The following is a 16,495-nucleotide window of genomic DNA, read 5'->3' on the forward strand; positions in this document are numbered from 1 at the left end:
GTCCTCCTCCACCGCTGGAGAACCGGGGCGCGTCAGCGTCCGACGGCCGCGTCCGCGGTGCGAGCGGGCTGCGTGGGCGCCGCGGCGCACAGGTAGGGGCGGGCGAGGAGCAGGCCGGTGGTGGTCATGGCGATGCCGAGCCAGACCGGGGCGAGGTGGACGGCGTCGGTGTAGTGGATCGCTCCGTGCACCACCACGGCCGGCAGGAAGCCCGCGGCCGCCGCCGCTGCCAGGGTCCAGAACACCCAGGCCTCGCCGCGCCGCCAGCCCCAGGCGCTGAGCAGCAGGATCGCCACGGCGGCGGACATCAGGGCGCCGCCGAACCCGGCGCGGTCGTGCGCGATGAACGGCACCAGCCGCGGGCTGACGGCCCGGAGCGTTTGCACGTCGGTGTCCAGGAACGCCAGATCGGCGGGGACGAACACACCGGTCAGACCGACGACGGAGATCACCGCTCCGCCGGCGAACAGGCCCACCGCCGTGACGATCAGCAGCAGTTGGCCGGTCAGTGCTCTGCGCCGTTCCGGCTCCGGCCCCTCGGGAACCGGCCGCCACCGCGGTGTGCGCGGGCTCCGGCGGACGGCGGCGACGAACATCGGGAACAGCACCACGGCGGCGGCCGTGTGCAGCGGCTCCACGAAGCCGGTGGCCAGGAAGTAGAACAGGGTGGGGAAGCCGATCGCGCCCGACAGCAGCAGTACCTCGCGCGCCCAGGGCCGGCCGCGCCGGATCCCGCCCGCGGCGAGGCCCGCGTAGAGGACGCCGATCGCCACCATGGTGCCGGCCATGGTGATCCGGTCGTGCTGGAGGAAGTGCACCAGGTGGTGGTTGACGGCGTGCAGGTCGCCCAGCGCCATGCCCAGGTAGGCGCGGTCGTACCAGAGCAGTACGGGTCCGAGGGTGATCGCGGCGGCGCACAGCCCGGCGACCGTCATGCCGAGGCCGAGGAGCAGCGCCCACCACCAGGCGGGCCAGCGGCGCGGATCGCGTCCGATGTCGCGCGGTCCCGGGGCGGGCAGGGTGGGCGTGGCCGCTTCGGTGACCCGTGCGAACCAGCCGGGTCCGGCCGCGACGAGGACACCGGGCCGGGCGAGGAGGACGGCTGCGGGCTCCTCGAGCGCGGCGGCCGCGGCGGTGACCGACGGGTCGGTCACCCGGAGCAGCCGGTGGTCGTCGGCGCCGGTGAATCCGTCGACGTACGGCTCCAGTCCGGTTGCGGTCTCGGCGTCGCAGGCGCCGACGACCACGGGGATCGACCGGCCGGCGGCGGCCTCGCGCACGGTCGGGACGTCGGCCGCGGCAACGGGCGTCACTTCGACGAATCCCGCGCCGAGCGGGGCCATGGCCCGTACCGCCTCGTGAGCGAGTGCGGGCGGGACGGACAGGCCGAGGCGCACGGTCACGGGCGCGCCGCCGACCTCACCGGCGAGGTGCCGCGGCGGATGGCGGTGGCCGAACGCGCGGGCGACGAGTCGCGCGCCGGCGGGGCGGGCTCCGACCGAGGCGAGCAGCCGCAGGGCGGTGCGCTGCGAGCGCCGCTCCCCGAGGAGCGCGGCGGCCGGGCGGCGCAGCGGGTGGTACGTCCAGTCGGGCATCAGCGGTTCCTGTCGTCCGGGACGTCGGCCGGGTCGGCGGGCGGGGTCCAGCCGAGCACGGGTGTCATGGACCGGAGCGTCATCCGCACCGGTGTCAGCCGGGCGGCGGTGTCGCGCAGCAGCACCGCGGGCGGCCAGGACAGTTGGCCGATGGTGCCGAGCCGGGCGGAGCGGCGGGCGACGGCACGGGTGCGTGGGCGGCGCAGCCGGTCGTAGGAGCGCAGCGCGGCGGTCGTGTCCGGGACGGTGTCGAGGCAGTGGGCGAGCGTGACGGCGTCCTCCAGTGCCTGGCAGGCGCCCTGGCCCAGGTTGGGGGTCATGGCGTGGGCCGCGTCGCCCAGCAGCGCGACCCGGCCGCGGACGAAGGAGGGCAGCGGCGGCAGGTCGTACAGGTCGTGCCGGAGCACCGCGTCCTCGGGGACCGCGGCGAGCAGGCGGGGCACGGGATCGGGCCAGGATCCGAACCGGCGCAGCAGTTCGGCGTGTTCGGTGCCGTCGCAGGGTGTGCCCTCCGGCAGCGAGGCGGTGGCGAAGCAGTACATGCGTCCGCCGGGCAGCGCGGTGCAGCCGAACCGCTCGCCGCGCCCCCAGATCACGGCGCCCTCGGCGGGCGGCGCGGCGAGCGGGTCGGTGACCGTGCGCCAGGCGGTGTAGCCGGCGTACCGGGGGCCGGGTGCGTCGGGCCACAGGGAGCGGCGGACCGCGCTGCGCAGTCCGTCGGCGCCGACCACGAGGCCGGGCCGTGAGGTGTGGCCGCGGCGGACGACGACCGGCTGTCCCCCGTCGTCGTGGACGGCGGTCACCTCGCTGCCCGGCAGCAGGCTGTCGGCGGGCAGTGCCCCGGCGAGCGCCCGCAGCAGGTCGGCGCGGTGCAGCACCACCAGGGGATGGCCGAAGCGGCGTTCCAGCTCCGCGTTGTCGGTGCGGGACAGCCGGCGGCCCCTGCGGTCGCGTACCCCTCCCCCGGTCTCGACGGCGCCGAGTGCGCGTACGGTGTCGGCCAGTCCCAGCGTCTTCAGCGCGTGCAGCGCGTTGGGCCACAGGGAGATGCCGGCGCCGATCTCGGTGAACTCGGGGGTGCGTTCCAGCACTTCGACGTGCCAGCCCCGGCGGTGCAGGGCGAGGGCCGCGGCGAGGCCGCCGATCCCGCCGCCGACGACGGTCGCGGCGCGCTGTGGCATGGGTCCTCGTTCCGGGTCCGGGGGCACCGCCCCGTCGTGCCGTCCTGTGACGCGGTGCCCGGACGCGGTGCGGTGCGTGCCCCGGCCGAGCAGCGCCTCATGGCAACACGCCGGGGCACGCCTGTCAACGCGCCGGAGTGCGGGCGGACCGGCGGCCTGTCACCGGAGCGCTTCGTCGGCCCGGCCGCCGGTGAGGGCGGCGCGGAGCGGGTAGGCGACCAGCAGTGTCACCAGGACGAGGAACGCGCTCGTCCACAGCGGCCCGAGTTCCCCCGCCGGGCCACCGAGGGTGGCCCCGGCGGCGAGGGGTCCGACGGCGGCACCGGCGTTGAGTGCCGCGGTCGCGTAGGAGCCGGCCATGGTGGGGGCGCCGGCGGCCTCGTAGAGGACCCGGGTGATGAGGGTGCCGCCCAGCGCGAACGACAGGGCGCCCAGCACGAACACGAGGGCGAGCAGGGCGGGCGGCCGGTCGGCCAGCAGGGCCAGGGCGGGCCAGCCGATGAGCGCCGACGGGCCGCCGACGGCGACGACCAGGTGCGGGCGCCGGTCGGAGAGGCGTCCGGCGAGGGTGACACCGAGGAAGGAACCGGCGCCGAAGAGCACCAGGGCGGCCGGGATCCACAGGTCGTCCAGTCCGGCGGTGTCCGTGACGACGGGTGCGAGGAAGGTGAAGCTCGCGAAGGTCGCGGCGTTCACGAGTGCGCCGAGCAGCATCACCAGGGCCAGGCGCGGCCGTTTGAGCTGCGCCAGTTCGGCCCGCAGGGCCGGCCGGCCCGCGGTGTCGGCGTCGGCGAGCCGGGCGGGCAGGCCCCGGACGACGCCGAGGGCCGCGGGCAGGCAGAGGACGGCGACCGCCCAGAAGGTGGCCCGCCAGCCGGACAGTGCGCCCAGGGCCGCGCCGGCCGGGACACCGGCGACGGTGGCCACCGTCGTGCCGGACAGCAGGACCGCCAGCGCGCGCCCCTTGCGGTCGGGCGGGACGAGCGCGGCGGCCGCGGTCAGGGCCACCGCGAGGAATCCGGCGTTCGCGAGGGCGGCGACGACCCGGGAGGCGAACAGGACCGGGAAGCTGGTGGTGACGGCGCCCACGGCGTGGGCCGCCGCGAACGTGGCGACGAACGCGAGGAGACTGCCCCGTACGGGCCAGTCGCGGGCGAGCGCGGCCACCAGCGGGGCACCGACGATCATTCCGGCGGCGAAGGCCGAGGTGAGGGTGCCTGCCGTCCCGACGGACACGTCGAGGTCGGAGGCGATGTCGGGGACGAGGCCGGCGAGCATGAACTCCGAGGTGCCCATGGCGAACACCGCCACGGCGAGCAGGTACAGCGGGAGAGGCATGGAGGGGCTCCGAGGTGGGAGAGGCACGGTTGAGGCGTCTCGTCACCGCGGTCAGCGCCCCGGGGCGCACTCGTCCGGCCGCGCACCGCGACGGGGCGGCGGGCGGCGGACCGGGAGGTCAGGGACGGTGGTGCAGGGGGCTGACGGCGTGACCGAAAGCCCCCACCTCGTCCGACTCGGGGCTCGACATGTGCCGCACGCTACCCGACAGGGGCGCTTGGGGGCACCTCGGTTGTGCTCACCCGTCCGCCGCGTCGTCGGCGCACCGGAAGCCGAGGTTGCCGTAGGAGGAGTCGGGGTGTGGGAGGAGCGTGCGGCGACCCGGTGGCGGTGGCAGCAGGAGTCGCGGCACGAAGGTGGCGAACCGCGTTGGTGACGGTGGTTGCGTCGATGTGGAACGGTGTGGGACACACCGTGTGGACCGGTGTGTCCCGCCGTCGGCCGGACGCCCTCGCCTCAGGCGTCGCCCACGGCGAACATGCCGCCCGGCAGGCGGTTCTGACCGCTCGTGGAGCGTGCGCGGGAGCCGGGACGGTGGGGCCTGGGTGGGCGGTGTGCCGACGGGGCGCAGCATGAAGTGCGGGGGCCGTGCTCCTTCAGGTGGGCAGTCCGGGTGGTCGACGGTGTTGTGCCGGCCGGGGAGGGCCGGGACGTCGATGCCGTGGTCGGCGGCCGTGCGCCGGGTGCCGTCATGCCGGGAAGGGACGGCAGCGCGGCCTTGCTGGTGGTGGGCGGAGTGCCACGCGCGGTTGCGCGGTGCGGCGAACCCGGGATCGGGCGGAACTCCTCGGCGCGTTCGACGGCGGGGTCGAGTCGATGACGTCGCGGACGCGTCCGGTGCCGGCCGCCATGACGATCACCCGGCCGGCGAGGAACACAGCGTTCCTGGAGCCCGACCCGGGACAGCGCGTCGCAAGCGCCGAAGGGCTCGTCCCTCAGCGGGATCGCCGGGCCGACGGCGTGGACGCGGGAGTGGACCGGCCCGGCCGGCCGGTGGCTGTACGTCGAGCGCCGCAAGGGCCGCACGGCGGCGGCTGACCGCCGACCGCCAACGGCTGACGGCTGACGGCTGACGGCTGACGGCCGTACGGCGCCCCGGCGGGCCCGGTCACCGCGGGAACGTCGGGCGCCGGGCCGACGGAGTGCACCCGCGCGTCGGTGCGGCCGGAGCGCCTGGGCCGGATGCCAGTCGCTGGTCCCCGGTGCAGGGCCGTCCGGGGCTGGGCTGTTCGGGGCTGGGCTGTTCGAGTGGTGACGGGCGGAGGGCGAGCGTACGGTCGAACGGTGGACTCCCGAAGGGGCGACCCCGTATGACCAGCGGTCCTCGATCAGTCCCCGCCTCACAGACCACCGGCCGGACGGGCGGCGGTGGCGGAAACACCATGGCCCTGCTGGTCATCGCGGCGTGCCAGCTGATGGTGGTGCTGGACATCACCATCGTGAACATCGCGCTGCCGCACATCCAGCGCTCCCTGGAGTTCTCCACCACCAGCCTGTCCTGGGTGGTCAACGCCTACACCCTCACCTTCGGCGGCCTGCTGCTGCTCGGCGGCCGGACCGGCGACATCCTGGGCAGACGGCGGGTGTTCATGTTCGGCGTGCTGCTGTTCGTGCTCGCCTCCCTGCTCGGCGGTCTCGCGCAGAACGGCGGCCAACTCCTCGCCGCCCGCGCCCTGCAGGGCATGGGCGGGGCCATCGCCTCCCCGACGGCCCTCGCCCTGATCAGCACGACCTTCCGGGAAGGGCCGGAACGCAACCGGGCGTTCGGCGTGTTCGCCGCCGTGTCGGCGGGAGGCGGCGCGATCGGGCTGCTCGCCGGCGGCGTGCTCGTCGAGTGGCTGAACTGGCGGTGGGTGCTCTTCGTCAATGTGCCGATCGGCATCCTCATCGCCCTGGCCGCACCGCGCTGGATCAAGGAGTCCGAGCGCCGTCCGGGCCGCTTCGACGTCACCGGCGCGGTCGCCTCCACGGCGGGCATGGTCCTGCTGGTGTACGGGTTCATCCGGGCCGCGCAGGACGGCTGGCGGGACGCCCTCACCATCGCCTCGTTCGCCGCGGCCGTCGTCGTCCTGACGGGGTTCGTCCTGATCGAGCGGCGGTCCCGGCAGCCCATCACACCGCTGCACATGTTCGCCGACCGCAACCGCGCGGGCACGTACGGCATCATGCTGTTCCTGGCCGCGGCGATGTTCGGCATGTTCTTCTTCCTGACGCTCTTCGTCCAGAACGTGCTGGACTTCAGCCCACTCCAGGCCGGCCTCGCCTTCCTCCCGGTCAGCGCGGTCATCGCGATCGGCGCGGGGCTGGCCTCCCGGTTCCTGCCCGTGTACGGGCCGAAGCCCTTCATGGTGGCCGGCGGCATCCTGGCCGCGGCGGGCCTGGCCTGGCTGACCCTGACCGACGTCCACTCCACGTACGCCGGCAGTGTGCTCGGCCCGATGCTCGTGTTCAGTCTCGGCATGGGCATGGAGTTCGTGTCGCTGACGCTGATGGCGCTGTCCGACGTCCCCGTCCCGGAGACCGGCGCGGCCTCCGGCCTCCTCAACGCCACCCAACAGGTCGGCGGCTCGCTCGGCCTGTCCATCCTGGTCACGGTGTTCGGCACGGCCAGCGGCAACGAGGCGGACCAGCAGATCGCACGGTTCCTGCGGCAGGCGACACCGGCCGAGCGCGAGCGCTTCCGGCAGAGCGGAGAGCTGCCGCCGCCCTGGGCGGACGAGGTCCTCACCGCCGGCGTCTCGGCCGCCTTCATCACGGCGGCGGTCTTCGCGGTACTCGCCGCGCTGGTCGCCGTGCTGGCCGTCCAGGTGCGCCCCTCGGACCTGCAGCGGCTCCAGGGCGGCCGGGGGCCGGAGCCCGGGTGAGACGTCCGGGTGCGGGGTGCCGGCGGTGGCGTACAGTCCACCGGAATGACAGCGATCACCTACCACGCGCAGGCGTGTGCCCGGGCGGGCCTGCCGGCCCGGATGTGCCCGGAACGCCTGGAGATCCTGGCGGAGCGGCAGCGGCACCTGGGCGTCCGCCTGCCCGAAGCGGTCGTCGAGTGGTACGCGGTCGACGGCGCCGTCGAGTTCCAGGCGTCCCGCACCGACGACCACGTGATGGGCCTGGACGAGCTGGGGCTGCCGTACTGCGACGACGACTACGTCGCCGCGGGCGTGCTGCTGATCTCCAACGAGAACCAGGACTGCTACACGCTCGTGGTGCCGCTCGACGCCGGGCCGAACCCTCCGGTCCAGCTCATGGACCCGTTCGACCTCGAACTGCGGGAGGCGGTCGCCCGGCGCGAACCCTTCGCGGACTCCTTCAGCGACTACGTCCAGGCCTGCGTCCGCGACGCCGCCGGGCGCTGAACCACGTCGGTTACGATCATGGAAGCCCGCCGGGTCCGGCCCCGGGCCCGGCGGGGAGAACGACCGAGGGAGCCCCCGATGATCTTCATCACCGCCAAGTTCCGTGTCCGCCCCGAGTACGCGGACCAGTGGCCGCAGATCTCCGCCGAGTTCACCGCGGCCACCCGTGCCGAGCCGGGCTGCCTGTGGTTCGACTGGTCCCGCAGCCTCGACGACCCGACGGAGTACGTCCTGGTCGAGGCGTTCCGCGACGACGAGGCGGGGGCGGCGCACGTGCAGTCCGAGCACTTCAGGACCGCGCAGCGCACCCTGCCGCCCCATCTCGCGGCCACGCCCCGGATCGTGAACGCGACGGTGCCGCAGGACGACTGGTCGGCGCTGGGCGAGATGAGCGTGCCCGAGCAGGGCTGACCCGCCCGGACACGCTCAGGCGGGCCCCGTTCAGCGACCGCGGCGGTGCAGCAGCAGGTCCGCGACGACCGGACGGTGGTCCGAGGCCGTGCTCGCCACCGTCCGGGCACCGGAGACGGTGACGCCCGGCGAGACGGTCACCAGGTCGATGCGCTTGACCGGGTCGAGCGCCGGGTACGTCCCGCCCCCGCCGGGAGCGGCGTCCCGCAGCTTCGTCCACAGCGGCGCCAGCTCGGGAGCCGTCGGCTCCGCGTTGAAGTCGCCGACCAGGACCTTCGGTCCGCGATCGGCGGCGAGCACGTCCAGCATGTCCGCCACCTGCGCCTCGCGCACCGACGGGTCCGACCGGTAGTCCAGGTGCGTCGAGTACACGTGCACCCGCGCGCCCCGCACGTTGACCACCACTTCGGCGAAGCCGGGCGTCAGGACGGGCACCGGATCGGACGTCTGGGTGGACAGCCGGGTGATCTCGTGGTTCTCGGCGTCGAGCACGGGGTGGCGGCTCAGTACGGCGACCCCGTACTGCCGGCGCTCACCGCCCGGGGTGGCCGGGTCCAGGTCGTAGATGGGCGCGAAGAAGACCCGCATGTCCAGTTTCCCGGCGAGCGCCCGTGCCTCGTCGACGAAGTCGCTGCGCGCGCCCCAGTGCACGTCGACCTCCTGGAGCCCGATCACGTCGGCGTCCAGATCGCGCAGCGCCGCGGCCGTGCGGTCGAGGTCGAAGACCTGGTCCTGGCCGGCGCCCGCATGGATGTTGTACGTCGCCACCCGCAGCGGGACCGCCCGGCCGCGGTCCCCCGGGGTGCCGGCGCCCGCCGCTGTCGCCGGGGCCGCCGTGGCGAGCAGGGCCGCGGCGAGGACCGCGGCGACACGGGTACTGCGGACGGCACGTCCGTATCTGGGCTTCATGCCTTCTCCAGTCAGGTGGAAGTGGACCGGCGCCAGTGCAATCTGTTCCAGGAGACATCCGCGTACTCCCGGCTCCCGGCCAACACGGCGGCCGGGTACGGCCGTTCACGGGCCGTTCGTCCGCGCGACGCCGAAGCCCGTGCGGCGGCCGGGAGTTCGAGGTTCCGTGCCCGCGACGGGCAGTGCCGGCGGGTGCCGCGGTGCCCGGCGGGTGCTGCGGTGCCGACGGACGCCGTACCGGCGGACCGCCGTCCCCGGCGGCGATCGGGGCTGCGGGCCGAGGGCCCGTCAGACCTTCTCGTCGGCCCGTGCCTTCTCGGCGGCCTTCGGGTCCGCCGGGTCCGCGGCCTTCGGGTCCGCCGGGTCCGCGGGCGCGGCGTTGAGCTCGGTGAGCATGGCCTTGGTGAAGCCGAAGTAGTAGGTGGCGAGGAAGCCCGCCGCATAGCCGACGACGAGGCCGGCCGCGTAGACGGCGATCGTCCGTCCCATCCCGTGACTTCCGTCGAGCAGCGGGAAGAGCGCCCAGCCGGAGGGACCGATCGCGGTGGAACCCACGTCCGTGCCCAGCTGGTTGAAGAGACCGACGAACGCGCCGCCGAAGGCTCCGCCCGCGCAGGCCGTGACGAACGGACGGCCCAACGGCAGGGACACGCCGTAGATGAGGGGCTCGCCGACGCCGAGGAGGCCGGGCCAGAGCGCGGACCTGATGGTGGTGCGCACCGAGGTGTTGCGGGAGAGCCGGAAGTAGATGGCGATCGCCGCGCCGACCTGGCCCGCGCCCGCCATCGCGAGGATCGGCAGCAGCACCGTGAAGCCGGCCCCCTCGATCAGCGTGGTGTGAATGGGGATCAGGGCCTGGTGCAGGCCCAGCATCACCAGGGGCAGGAACAGCCCGCCGAGGAGGAATCCGGCGCCCGCGCCACCGTGCGAGAGGAGCCAGTCGGCGGCGTCACCGATCAGGGTGGACACCTCACCGGCGAGGAACATCAGACCGAACAGGGTGGCCAGCCCGGCCACCAGCACGGTGACCGTCGGAGTCACCAGGACGTCGACGGACTCGGGCACCCAGCGGCGGCACCACTTCTCCACGTACACGCCGAGCCATGCGGCGCCCAGCGCGCCCAGCACACCGCCCTGCCCCGGGGAGAGCTGCTGGCCGAACGCCTCGACGTCGGCCACACCGGCGTAGACGATGATCGACGCGACGGCTCCGCCGAGGACCGGCGTGCCGCCGAACTCCTTCGCCGTGTTGAGGCCGACGAACACGGCGATCAGCGCCATGAACCCGGAGGCCATGGCGGCCAGGGCGGGGGTGACGCCCGGGAGCCAGTGCAGGTTGACCAGGAGGCCGTTCAGGCCCGCGATGATGCCGCAGCCGATGAGCGCGGGGATCAGCGGTACGAAGATGTTGGCGATCCGGCGCAGGAAGAGCTTGAACGGTGTGGCGTTCCTCGCCTTCCGTTCCGCCCGGAGCGCGGCGCCCTGCGCGGCCAGCGACTCCGCCGTCACGGCGTCCGAGCCGTGGTCCGGACCGTCCGGCTCGGACCCGGTGTCCGCCGCCCTGACCAGCGCCTCGAACTCCGGGGTGACCCGCGCCACCGTTCCCGGTCCCAGCACGATCTGGTAGGTGTCGTCCTCGACGACGCCCAGGACCGCCGGGAGCGCCTTGAGCCGCTCGTCCTGGACGAGTGATCTGTCGCGCAGCCCCAGTCTCAGCCGGGTCATGCAGTGGGCCACCGACGTCACGTTCCGGGCTCCTCCGACCAGGGGGAGGATCGCGGCGGCGGTGGCGTGGTGCTTGTTCTCTTCGCTCATGGTGCGGTCAGGCCTTGCTGTGAGGTGGGGACTGGCGGGACCCTGCTCGAAATTTTCTTTCGCTTCTCCTCCTTGCGGCTGAAAGATATTTTCGACGCCCGGACACGTCAAGGGTCCGTGGGAGGCGCCGCGGCCACGCGGTTCGGAGGTCGGCACAATGGGCGGGTGGACACAGGTGAACACGGCGCCGAGCGCCCGGAACGAGCCCGCCCCGCCGCGCACGGCCTGACCGGTGTCGGCCTGGCCGTCCTCGACCCCGCCGGCCGCGTGCTGCTCGGCCTCGGCCACGACGGCCGGTGGGAACTGCCCGGCGGCAAGGTGGACGCCGGCGAGGACTTCGAGACGGCCGCGGCGCGGGAGTTGGCGGAGGAGACGGGACTCACGGTGCTTCCGGCCGCCGTACGGGTGCTGGCGGTGCTCGTCGACGGCGTGCACGGCCTGACCCGGGTGACGGCGGCCGCCGTCACCGGGTCGGCGACCGGCGTGCCCCGGGTGACCGAGCCGGACAAGATCGTTCGCTGGGAGTGGTTCACGCGGGAGTCGGTGCCGTCGGCGCTGTTCGCGCCGTCCGCGTCGGTCCTGGACTGCCTGTGGCCGGAGGCGGTCGCGCGCGGGGCGTCCGGGGTGCGTCACTACCGGGTGGACGGGACACCGCCGGGCCCACCGACACGACTTCGGTGACACGGTTCCCGCTGACACCGTGTGAGCCCGCCACGCGGCCGCCCGCGTCCGTCATGTACGCGACGACGGTGACACGTGGCGGCGATAGGATGCGTGCGGTGTGGAGGGGCGGAGGACGAGAGGAACACATGGTTTCCGTATCCCGCGCGGCACATGACGTCGAGATCACCGCGGAGAGCCTGCAGCGGGACCTGGTCCGCCTGGAGACGCAGAAGCAGGCGCTGGAGCGGGAACTGGCCGCCGTCGCGGCCCACTTGAGCTCCGTGAGGCGGGCGCTCGGGGCCTTCGAGGCCCTGATGCGCGTTCCGGCCGCCACCCCGGCGGCCTCCGTACCGGCACCACAGGTGACCGAGCCGCCCGCCACGCCGGCCGGCGGCGTGACCGGGACGGCGGTGCGGGTGCCCCGGCCCGCGGGCCGTCCTGGCGGGCGGGCGCCCGCAGGTGCCGGCGACGGCCCGCGCACCTACGGCAGGCTCACCGAGCAGGTACTGGAGTACCTCGCCACGACGGGCGACACCGATGTGCGGGCCCGTGACGTCGCCGCGGCGCTCGGCCGCGACACCGACAGCGGGTCCATCAACGCGGTCCGCAGCACCCTGGACCGGCTCGTCGGCACCTCGCGCGTCGACCGGACCGGCCGGGGCCTCTACCGCGCCAAGCGCTCCCGGACCTCCACCGGTTCGCCCCGCAGGTGATTCCCCGAACGGTGCGACGACCGGGCACACCGTACCCCGTGCCGCACCCGGAACCGGCCGGATTCACCGGCACGCACCATGATCTGACGATGTGACAGATACGGTGCGGCTGGTGCACTACGATGCCGTCGGCGCCCCTCCGGCCGCCGGTGACCGATCCTCGTCCGACGACCGCGCGACCGCGCGACCGCACGACAGGCAGTGGGCCGAGCCCCGGCCGCCCCGGCGCACGGGGCCGGTCCGGGTGAGTGTCCGGGCCCCGGGACGCCTTCCAGTTCTCCACCCGAGAGATGCGGATGCGGATGCGGATCACACACGTGAGCACGGTGCTCGCCGGTTCCACCCTGCTCGTCACCCTGGCGGCCACTCCGGCCCTCGCGGACGGCACCTCCCTGCCCACCCCGGACACCGCCGCGGTGCGCGCGGTGCACAGGACGGCGCTGGAACAGGGCGCTCCCGGAGCACTCACCAGGATCGACGAGGGAGGCACCAGCCACCGCGTCGCCACCGGGGAGGCCGACACCGCCGCCCACACGCCCATGGACACCGGCCGCCGGTTCCGCGCGGGCAGCGTCACCAAGACGTTCACCGCGGTGGTGCTGCTCCAGCTCGTCGCCGAGGGACGCGTCGACCTGGACGCGCCGGCCGGCCGGTACCTGCCCCGACCGCTGCCGGACGACCGCATCACGGTGCGGCACCTGCTCAGTCACCGCAGCGGGCTGTACGACTACACCAACGACATGTTCCAGCACACCGTCCCGGGCTTCGAGGCGGTGCGCACCAAGGTCTTCAGCCACCAGGAGCTGATCGACCTGTCCACCGCGCACCCTCTCAACCACGCACCGGGCGCCGCCTACAGCTACTCCAACACCAACTTCGTGGTGCTCGGGCAGCTCATCGAGCACGTCACCGGCACGCCCGTCGCCACGCACTACCGGGAGCGCATCCTCGAGCCCCTGCAGCTGGAGAACACCTCCTACGTCCACCCGCGGACCACCATCACCGGCTCCCACGCCCGCGGTTACCTGCGTCCGGACGACACCACGCTGCCGCTGGTCGACTCCACCGAACAGACCGTCTCCTGGGCGCAGTCCGCAGGAGCGGTCATCTCCGACGCGGCCGACCTGAACCGCTTCTTCTCCGCGCTGCTGTCCGGCGGTCTCCTGCCCGAGCGGCAGTTGCGGGACATGACCACCATGGTCCCGGTCACCGCGGACGGCAAGCAGTCGTACGGACTGGGCCTGCGCGGCAGGCAGCTCTCCTGCGGCACCACCGTCTACGGTCACACCGGCACCGTCCAGGGCTACTACACCTACGCGTTCACCACCCGCGACGGCACCCGCAGCATGACGTCGCTGGCGAACACCTCCAACAACGGGACGGTGAACACCACCCTCGGACGCACTCTGGAGGCCTCCTTCTGCGGCTCCGGTGCGGCTGCCGCCGGCCGTACCGGGTCCGTGCCGTCCGCCACCGAGGACATCGCTCCCGGGATCGCCCGCGACTGACCGCCCGGCTGTGGCCCGGCGGCCCGGTCGGAAGCCGCCGGGCCCGCACCCGGACCGGAGCATGACGGCGGGATGAACGGCAGTCCGCGCGCCCGCCACCTGCCCGTCAGCTGGGCGAACGGGCACGGCAGTTGGTGTATTGCCTGTTGCCCGGCGGGCCCCGTGAGGCCCGGAACGCGCCCGGGTGTGTGGGTCTGGTGAGAGTAGTCAAGTACCTTCGACTCCAGGCGTGTTGCAGCTGACGAGCTGTTAAGATCATCGAACTTTCAGTAGGCTGGCGGCGCGTCATGAACGCGTACGGGGGACAGTCTCTAAGGCCCCATCGCTGAGGAGTTGAGGCTAGGCCCGCCCATGGGTCCGCGCCGCTCGACGGCCGGGCCTGTCCGACGGACAGGCGAACCTTCCGCGCTCCCGGCGCGATGCGACTTGAAGAGAGTCTCATGACGTCATTGATCGGGGATCCACTGTTGTGGATCTTGCTTGTGGTGCTCGTCGCTGCGGTCTTCGCAGTGCTGCGGGCCCGGAGAACCAACCTGGCGCTCCGAAGAACAAAGAAGGACCTGGAGACGGGACTGGCCCAGGCCCAGGGCCGCGTCGACCAACTCCAGGGGCACATCGCCACCCTGGACTCCCAGCACCGCGGTGACCTCGCCGACGTGCGGGCGGACGCCGAGTCGGCCACCAAGGCCGTGCTGAAGTCCGCGATGGGCACCCTCCAGTCGCTCGCCGAGGAGCAGCAGCTGCTGCTGGACGGGCTGCTGAAGAAGTACGGCGACGACACCGAGGTGCTCGCCGACCTGATGTCGGTGGACCACACCGGCAGCCAGTTCAGCCGCCGCGCCAAGGGCATCTCGGTGCTCTGCGGCGGATGGCTGGGCCGGCGCGAGGGCGTCGCCACCGTCTACGACGTGGCGCGCAGTGCGCAGGGCCGCATCAAGGACTTCAACCGGGTGGGCATCCACGCGCAGGTCAGCGTCGCCGTCTCCAGCAAGGCCGTCGAGCCGGTGGCGGTGGTCCTGGCCGAGCTGCTGGACAACGCGACGACGTACAGCGCACCGGGCACACCGGTGGAGGTCAACATCCAGTCCGTGCCGACGGGCGTGTGCTTCATCGTCGACGACGCCGGCCTCGGCATGGACCAGGAGACCAAGGACCGTGCTGCGGCCCTGCTGTCCGCGGACGGCCCGGTCGACATCACCAGTCTGGGCGACCCGCCCCGGTTCGGATTCGCGGTGTGCGGCATGCTCGCGGCGCGCTACGGATTCACCGTCTCCGTCGGCTCGGTGTCCCCCTACGGCGGAGTGCGTGCTGTGATCCGTGTACCGGAAGAGCTCCTGACGGCCGACGCCGTCGCCCCCGTCGAACCGGCCCGGGAACCCGCGGCCCAGGAGCAGGAGAGCACGCCGCACCGGCTGGCTCCCGTACCCGTGGGTCCCTCCCACGTGGTGGGCACGACCACCGGCGGGCTGCCCAAGCGCCGTCGGCGCCAGGGGCCCATCGCGGTGGTGCCGGCCCCGGAGGAGACGACCGGTTTTGACGCGCAGACGACCGAGTCGGCCGGCGAGGTGACCGCGTCGCGCCTCGGTGCGTTCGCGCGCGGCACCCAGCTCGGGCGGACCAACACCACGGAAGGACCTGACCACCAGTGAACACCGACCTGTCGTGGGTGCTGAACGACGTGCTCGAGGTGCGTGGTGCCCGCCACGCGGTCCTCGTGTCGGGTGACGGCCTGCTGCTGCAGCGTTCGGACGACATCTCACGCGACGACGCGGAGACCAACGCCGCCGCGATGAGTTCCATGCAGTCCCTCAGCCGGGCGGTCGCCGGCTTCGTCGGGGCGGGGCACGGCATCTGGAAGCAGACCCTCCTCGAGTACGACGGCGGCTGGATCTTCCTGATCGCCGCCGGACAGGGCGCCTACCTCGCCGTCTCGGCGGCACTGGACGTCGACATGGAGGCCATGTCGTTCCGGATGCAGAAGACGGTGGTCGCGCTGAGCAAGGCGATGAGTGTGGCGCCGCGCTCGGACAACGGTGTCGGCGTATGACCACGCCAGGCGAGGAAGCACCCGTCACCAGTGACTTCGTCCGCTCCTACGTCATCACGGGCGGCCGGAGCCTGCCGTCGTCCGACGAACTGGCGCTGCACACCTTGGTGACCCTGGCTCCCGAGCGGACGCTTCCGCTGGGAGCCGGACCCGAGGTGCGGGCGATCTGGGAGCTGTGCGCGGGTGGCTACCTGTCGGTCGCCGAGGTGGCGGGCCACCTCGGCCTGCCCGTCGGCGTGGCCCGGCTGCTGCTCACCGATTTATCGGAACAGGGGCACCTGCTGCGCCGGGCCGAGCCGCCCCGGGCCCAGAACGTTGACAGAGCGACCCTCGAGAAGGTTCTGCATGGACTCCAATCCCTCATCGGCTGAGACGGCCCAGAAGTCCATCTACGTCTCCAGCGCGGTGACCAACGCCGCCAAGATCCTGGTCGTCGGGCATTTCGCCGTGGGCAAGACGACCTTCATCGGCTCGCTGTCGGAGATCACTCCGCTGCGCACCGAGGAGAAGATGACCCAGGCGTCCGTCCACGTCGACGACCTCCGGGGCGTGGCGGACAAGACCACCACCACGGTCGCCCTGGACTTCGGCCGCCTCACCCTCAGCGACGACCTGGTGCTGTACCTGTTCGGCACCCCGGGACAGCAGCGCTTCATGCAGCTGTGGGAGGACATGGCGCGCGGCGCGCTCGGAGCGCTGCTCCTGGTCGACCCCGCGCGGCTGGAGGAAACCTTCCCCGTCATCGACCTCATCGAGCGTTACGGCCTCGAATACGCCATCGCCGTCAACTGCTTCGACCCCGCTGCCACCTACAGCGAGGCGGAGGTGCGCGAGGCGCTCGACCTGCTCCCGGACACCCCGGTCGTCTACTGCGACGCCCGCGACCAGCAGTCCTCCGCCCGGGCGCTGATCGCCCTGGTGAGACATCTGCTCGAACGTGCGGCCTGACCGCCACGCGCCCC

At 73.2% G+C, this 16,495-nt stretch carries 15 protein-coding genes; 10 read left to right on the forward strand and 5 right to left on the reverse strand.

Translation table 11 applies throughout. The features are described from left to right. Positions 1 to 32 precede the first annotated feature (32 nt). The 3 genes from FGW31_RS00760 to FGW31_RS00770 form a co-directional block, all read right to left on the reverse strand. Positions 33 to 1,595 (reverse strand): hypothetical protein, encoded by a 1,563-nt coding sequence (locus FGW31_RS00760; protein WP_142191314.1) that lies wholly within the window; start codon positions 1,593 to 1,595, stop codon positions 33 to 35. After that, positions 1,595 to 2,776 carry an FAD-dependent monooxygenase gene (locus tag FGW31_RS00765; RefSeq protein ID WP_142191315.1) on the reverse strand — a complete coding sequence of 394 codons (1,182 nt, stop codon included), beginning with the start codon at positions 2,774 to 2,776 and terminating at the stop codon, positions 1,595 to 1,597. The genes FGW31_RS00760 and FGW31_RS00765 overlap by 1 nt, the downstream gene beginning before the upstream one ends. Before the next feature lie 159 nt (positions 2,777 to 2,935). Next, a complete protein-coding gene (locus FGW31_RS00770; protein ID WP_142191316.1) occupies positions 2,936 to 4,114 on the reverse strand; it encodes a Cmx/CmrA family chloramphenicol efflux MFS transporter in 1,179 nt (392 codons plus the stop codon). Positions 4,115 to 5,496: 1,382 nt separating this feature from the next. Between FGW31_RS00770 and FGW31_RS00775 the strand changes: the two genes are divergently transcribed. The 3 genes from FGW31_RS00775 (at position 5,497) to FGW31_RS00785 (ending at position 7,878) form a co-directional block, all read left to right on the forward strand. Further along, entirely contained in the window at positions 5,497 to 6,978 is a 1,482-nt protein-coding gene (locus FGW31_RS00775; protein WP_233452307.1) for an MFS transporter, read from the forward strand. Between the two features lie 45 nt (positions 6,979 to 7,023). After that, the gene (locus tag FGW31_RS00780; RefSeq protein ID WP_142191318.1) at positions 7,024 to 7,467 is read left to right on the forward strand and encodes an SMI1/KNR4 family protein; all 444 of its coding nucleotides are present in this window, start codon (positions 7,024 to 7,026) and stop codon (positions 7,465 to 7,467) included. Between the two features lie 78 nt (positions 7,468 to 7,545). Then, positions 7,546 to 7,878 (forward strand): putative quinol monooxygenase, encoded by a 333-nt coding sequence (locus FGW31_RS00785; protein WP_142191319.1) that lies wholly within the window; start codon positions 7,546 to 7,548, stop codon positions 7,876 to 7,878. Between the two features lie 30 nt (positions 7,879 to 7,908). On the opposite strand, the gene FGW31_RS00790 is transcribed toward FGW31_RS00785, so the two are convergent. Then, entirely contained in the window at positions 7,909 to 8,787 is an 879-nt protein-coding gene (locus tag FGW31_RS00790) for an endonuclease/exonuclease/phosphatase family protein (protein WP_142191320.1), read from the reverse strand. 288 nt (positions 8,788 to 9,075) lie between these two features. Beyond that, on the reverse strand, positions 9,076 to 10,602 hold the full coding sequence (locus FGW31_RS00795) for a PTS transporter subunit EIIC (protein WP_142191321.1): 1,527 nt from the start codon (positions 10,600 to 10,602) through the stop codon (positions 9,076 to 9,078). A 165-nt stretch (positions 10,603 to 10,767) separates the two neighbouring features. On the opposite strand from FGW31_RS00795, the gene FGW31_RS00800 reads away from it, so the two are divergent. The 7 genes from FGW31_RS00800 (at position 10,768) to FGW31_RS00835 (ending at position 16,481) form a co-directional block, all read left to right on the forward strand. Beyond that, positions 10,768 to 11,283, forward strand: a complete 516-nt coding sequence (locus tag FGW31_RS00800) for a nucleotide triphosphate diphosphatase NUDT15 (protein WP_142191322.1) — start codon at positions 10,768 to 10,770, stop codon at positions 11,281 to 11,283. Between the two features lie 128 nt (positions 11,284 to 11,411). Next, positions 11,412 to 11,978 (forward strand): dynein light intermediate chain family protein, encoded by a 567-nt coding sequence (locus tag FGW31_RS00805; RefSeq protein WP_142191323.1) that lies wholly within the window; start codon positions 11,412 to 11,414, stop codon positions 11,976 to 11,978. A gap of 302 nt (positions 11,979 to 12,280) precedes the next feature. Next, complete coding sequence (locus tag FGW31_RS00810) at positions 12,281 to 13,486, forward strand: serine hydrolase domain-containing protein (RefSeq protein WP_142191324.1); 1,206 nt, start codon at positions 12,281 to 12,283, stop codon at positions 13,484 to 13,486. 440 nt (positions 13,487 to 13,926) lie between these two features. Next, complete coding sequence (locus tag FGW31_RS00820; protein ID WP_182674807.1) at positions 13,927 to 15,135, forward strand: sensor histidine kinase; 1,209 nt, start codon at positions 13,927 to 13,929, stop codon at positions 15,133 to 15,135. Further along, the gene (locus tag FGW31_RS00825) at positions 15,132 to 15,533 is read left to right on the forward strand and encodes a roadblock/LC7 domain-containing protein (protein WP_142191326.1); all 402 of its coding nucleotides are present in this window, start codon (positions 15,132 to 15,134) and stop codon (positions 15,531 to 15,533) included. Before FGW31_RS00820 ends, FGW31_RS00825 begins: the two co-directional genes overlap by 4 nt. Further along, positions 15,530 to 15,904 (forward strand): DUF742 domain-containing protein, encoded by a 375-nt coding sequence (locus tag FGW31_RS00830; RefSeq protein ID WP_142191327.1) that lies wholly within the window; start codon positions 15,530 to 15,532, stop codon positions 15,902 to 15,904. The genes FGW31_RS00825 and FGW31_RS00830 overlap by 4 nt, the downstream gene beginning before the upstream one ends. Then, positions 15,879 to 16,481 (forward strand): GTP-binding protein, encoded by a 603-nt coding sequence (locus tag FGW31_RS00835; RefSeq protein ID WP_142191328.1) that lies wholly within the window; start codon positions 15,879 to 15,881, stop codon positions 16,479 to 16,481. The genes FGW31_RS00830 and FGW31_RS00835 overlap by 26 nt, the downstream gene beginning before the upstream one ends. Positions 16,482 to 16,495 lie beyond the last annotated feature (14 nt).

The organism is Streptomyces calvus (genome assembly GCF_006782915.1).
Taxonomy (GTDB): domain Bacteria; phylum Actinomycetota; class Actinomycetes; order Streptomycetales; family Streptomycetaceae; genus Streptomyces; species Streptomyces calvus.